This is a genomic window from uncultured Proteiniphilum sp., assembly GCF_937873925.1.
In the GTDB taxonomy this organism is placed as follows: Bacteria; Bacteroidota; Bacteroidia; order Bacteroidales; family Dysgonomonadaceae; genus Proteiniphilum.
In genome coordinates, this window is the sequence record NZ_CALNAT010000161.1 from 1 (window position 1) to 4,431 (window position 4,431).

Consider the following 4,431-nt stretch of genomic DNA (forward strand, 5'->3'; position numbering starts at 1 on the left):
ATTTTTTGAGGCTTCATAAGAAACTTGTTAATCCCAACACTCCCAAGCAGCAGGAACAACGCCTGGAGTTTGGTTTGGCAAACAATGGATTGGCACCTTTGGGTGATGTGCTTAAGAAAGGCTATTTATCGTCGGATGCCCGGCAAATGGTAGTAAGCAATACGCTGAAAAACCCTATTGAAGGAGAATTCCCCGATTTTACACTCAACTTTAGTCTCATATAAGTAGCTACGGGTACGCTCCCCGGGGTGCATCAGGCTTTTGCTGTGGAGGAGGTAAGTGGCTGTGTAATAGTTGTTTATTGATGAAGTCGTAGGATTTAAGGCCGCTGAAGATGATACGGTGAATTTAGTTTCCTGTACGAAGGGGGGGTGCTACGCGGCAGACCGGAACAGCAACATTGGAAATGCCTGTCGTATAAGAAGGTAAAGCCGTGCATTGCTGGATGTATCTTTAGGCCAAAAGCCGGAATGTAAATTCCGACAACATGTATGTTGTACTTTTACAGTTGTAGTTTCGACGGTAAAAGCAAAAGGACAGGTACAATTGAACCTTGCATCGCCTTCTCTTTGGAGCAATACCCGCCCATGTGTGAAAGCCTGGGCGGGATTGTTTTTATAACATAAATAGCACACTGATAACACGGATCTGGCAGATTCTCGCTGATAAATTTTAAAGTAAATCAAAAAACCGTGCATATCTGTTGTATCTGTGTCATCTGCATACCCCCGTTCGCAAGTTTGTAACTTCCCGAAAGCGTTCGGGACAAGTAGTGCTTTATACTCAAATCCTTCATATGTAATTTATAACACCTCTGTTTTTTTCTTTTTCCTGTAGCCGTAACCCCCTTCGTAGGAGCAAGTTTACAACTTGTACCTAGCAGATGCCTGCATCTCTAAAAAAGGTTCTTTTGACCGTGTGTCATCTGACATCTGACTTCTGTACTACGTCCCTTATATTCACTTCCTGCGCGATATTATCAATGAACGGTTTTACCAATACCCATCCGATGCTTGCTATTAATCCCAACATTAAAAATGTTGCCATGATCATGCTCCTTTTTGGGGCGCTTTTTTCTTGAGGCACTACTACTGGATCGATAACGGTAAGCACAGGGGTTGATTGCTTAACTGAAAGCTTGGCTTGTTCTAGTTGTTTTGCCAACTCATTATAGACGGTAAAAGCGATATCATACTCATTGCTTAGCCGTCGTTCGGTAGTACGTGCCATAGCAGTTGCTAGACCACGGTTGGCATCTTGAAAGGCAGCTAAGTTAGCTTGTTTTTGCAAGAAGTCTTTACGTGCTTCCTGATAACTTGATTCTACAAATTTTAAATTGTCCAGTTCTTTTTCCGCTTTAAAATTTTTCACATAACGTTCCAGTACATTGTAAAGTTGCTGTGAAATAACGGCAACAGCTTCGGGCTCGGGAAATGTATATCCCAACTTTATATATCCGTCTTTGGGGTTACTTTCAAACTGAATATTGGTGTTAATCACATCATATACTTTTTTCTCCTCTGCTGAGAGTGTAATTATTTTTCCAGTCAAAGTATCGGTGTGTACCGTAGCATTATCATCTATTTTATTGGGACGCATGGCTAAAAAGATAGTTCCAGGTAGTCCGAGAGTATATTTCTTTATGCCATTCAGAATACTTTTGTTTTGATACTTTTTATCGGTATAATATTCGTACAGAGTAATAGGAACAGGTGATTTCTTTACAATTATGGGGGTATCCATAATTTCCTTACAAAAGGGAGCACTTTTTACAATATGAGGATAAACCGTAGGTGAAAGAGTTTCTCCCGACATGGCAGAGCCAAGGTTTATTCCCATCATGGAGGCCAGGCCGCCCAAGTTGCTTCCTCCTTTTTGACTGGTCTGGGGCACAACCGTGCAGCTTGCTGTATAGGAAACAGGGGATGTGAAAGCAACAAAGATTCCCGCCAGGAGAAAGATACCGGTTACTATCAATATAAACTTTCGTTTTTTCCAGAGTTGAATGATAAGATCTTTTAAATCGATCTCATCCGAACCGGGAGTAGGTATAGTTGTTTTTTCTTCCATATTCACCCTATTTTACCAAATTAGAAATTAGCAAGGCTATGGACGCGAGGCTAGTAGAAATCCCCAGTATACCTTGCAGCGACATGGGTTCCCGCTCCGGTTTTTCGGGAACGATAATCTCGCAGCCGGGTTCTATTCTGGCCCACCGGCCGCTAGCCACCTTTCCGTTCATATAAACGACGAACGATTTGTTTTTCATAGCCAGTCGCGAATACCCGCCTGCCTGACGTACATAACTGTCCAAACTCATCCGCTTGTTGTAGGTAACCGTATTCGGATATAGCACCCCACCAGAAATTTTCACCGTGCCTTCGTATTGGGGCACATACAGTTCGTCTCCCTGGCGCAGGATAATATCATCATCGCTTCCCGGTTTTTTTATTGCTTTTTCCAGATCAATCCCGATATATTGTGTGCTAAAGTCCATATTCTCGATATAGGTGGAGTCGCCCTCGGCGGTTGCCCTAGCCAGGAGGGCGTCATGGGTCCTTTTCCTTTCGGCTTCGCTCAGTTGGCGGGACAAGCGGGCTCCTCTGGCGTACGCGTATTGTGTTAATCCCCCAGCCCTTCGGATAAACGAGGACAAGCGCTCGTCTTTTTTTACCTTGGCATATTGGCCGTCAAACAGGACCTCCCCGCGGATAGTTATGTTCTGTTGCATCTCGTATCCCGGGGAGCGGCGAACCATCACTTGATCGAAAGGTTGGAGGACAAACGAAGGGTCGTTGGCGACAATCTTTCCTTCGAGCAGCGAAAAGCGGAAAGCTTCTCCCGTTTGGGGGGATAACGAGGTGCTACTGGGATTCTTGAGTCGCCGGTACACGTCGATCTGAGCCGTGGAGGCCGACTCCCGCAATCCTCCAGCTCGAAGGATAACATCTTCGAGGTGCATATTTTCCGCATAGGGATAATTACCGGGTACGCGGACCTCCCCGCCTATATATACGGTGAGGCTGTCTTCGATGGAGAAGATGGAGGGTATGTGAAGGCGGTCGTTCTTTTGCAGTGGAATATCGGGTATTCGGTTGCTCAACAGCGCGTCCAGGTCGAACGACTGCATGGTTTGTTTCAGGTTTTCCTGCTGTCGGTATAACAATGCGCGGTGAACATAGGCGTCACCTGTTATTCCCTGAGCCACCGAAACCAAGTCGCTCACCGTTTTGATCTGGTCCCCGATGGCGTATTTGCCGGGGCGGTAAACTGCTCCGGAGATTTCCACCATGTTGGTGTATTGGTCCAGAATATTTCCTACGGTTACCTGGTCCCCGTCTTTCAGGTTGAAGTGCGCATAATCGGGTTCGTTTAGGGTGTGCGCTTCCATCTCGCTGCTTCCTTTCCTCAACAATGAAACGTTTGCCCGGTAGGCATTACCGCTGAACCCACCCGCGAACTGGACAAGGTCCTGAAGTGTCTCCGATGGGCGAATCTCGTACCACATGGGGCGTTTCACTTCGCCGGTAATCTGGGCCAGGATGCCGTAAGGTTCCACTTTCACGATATCGCCGTCGCGTAACGTGATGTCGCCCGTGTTATTTCCTTTCATCAGGTACTCGTAGAGGTCCACCGTTGCAGCGATTTCTCCGTTGCGGAAGAGCCGGATGTTACGCAAGCTCCCAATTTTGTTGGGGCCGCCCGATACATACAGGGCGTGGAATACCGAAGCGAAGGAGGAGAGAGTATAAGTGCCGGGCGTAACCACTTCGCCCATCACGTTTACCTTGATCGTCCGCACGTTTCCCACGGAAACGCCCAAGAACGTGCGGGGCGTGTTTGACCCCAGATCGGAATAGATGGTGGAAAATTCGCTCTTAATTTTAGACTCGGCCTGTTTTACGCTTAACCCGCTGAGTTGGACGCGTCCCAGCCCGGGCACCGTAATGTGACCGTCGGGGGCAACGGTATACCGAACGTTCAGTTCCGAGTCACCCCATACGTCGATAATGACCTCGTCACCCGGACCCAGTACGTAATTGGCAGGGGTAGGCATGTTCATGTTGGGAGCAAAGGTCAGGTTCCCCGATGAAAAGAAATTTTGTCCATATACCCGTTCTTCAGGTGTTGTTTGTGGGGTCCGCGAGGTAATGACCGGCACTTCGGATGTATCGCGAAACGTGTTTCCCTGAGGGTCGTAGTTGGATTCTACCCCTGTATGGGTGGCGTTTTGCTGTTCTTCGTACTGTTTTCGGATACGTTGCAGTTGGGTGGTCGTAACGCCTTTTTTGCTCAACTCGAGGAATACCTGCTGTTCCGTCATGCCCGAATTCTGGTATTTCAACAACTCCTGGACCACTTGCTGGTCGCTCATCTGCGCGAACAGTGCGGTGGAGACGAACAAAAAAAAGAGGGTTAACAGTGTAGTAA

General features: G+C 47.3%; 3 protein-coding genes. 1 reads left to right on the forward strand and 2 read right to left on the reverse strand.

Annotation, left to right across the window (positions count from 1 at the left end):
• Positions 1–224 (forward strand): DUF6266 family protein (locus Q0502_RS11110; protein ID WP_298650723.1); only part of this gene is annotated, 224 nt, incomplete at its 5' end.
• Positions 225–921: 697 nt separating this feature from the next.
• Here the strand turns inward: Q0502_RS11110 and Q0502_RS11115 are convergent.
• Together Q0502_RS11115 and Q0502_RS11120 are read right to left on the reverse strand one after the other, a co-directional pair.
• Entirely contained in the window at positions 922–2,070 is a 1,149-nt protein-coding gene (locus Q0502_RS11115; RefSeq protein ID WP_298650725.1) for a Wzz/FepE/Etk N-terminal domain-containing protein, read from the reverse strand.
• A 7-nt stretch (positions 2,071–2,077) separates the two neighbouring features.
• On the reverse strand, positions 2,078–4,431 hold a 2,354-nt coding region (locus tag Q0502_RS11120), incomplete at its 5' end, for an SLBB domain-containing protein (protein ID WP_298650727.1).

Bases quoted from the DNA above. Each gene is read 5' to 3' on its own strand.
- Q0502_RS11115 (WP_298650725.1), bottom strand. From the start codon at position 2,070: ATGGAAGAAAAAACAACTATACCTACTCCCGGTTCGGATGAGATCGAT.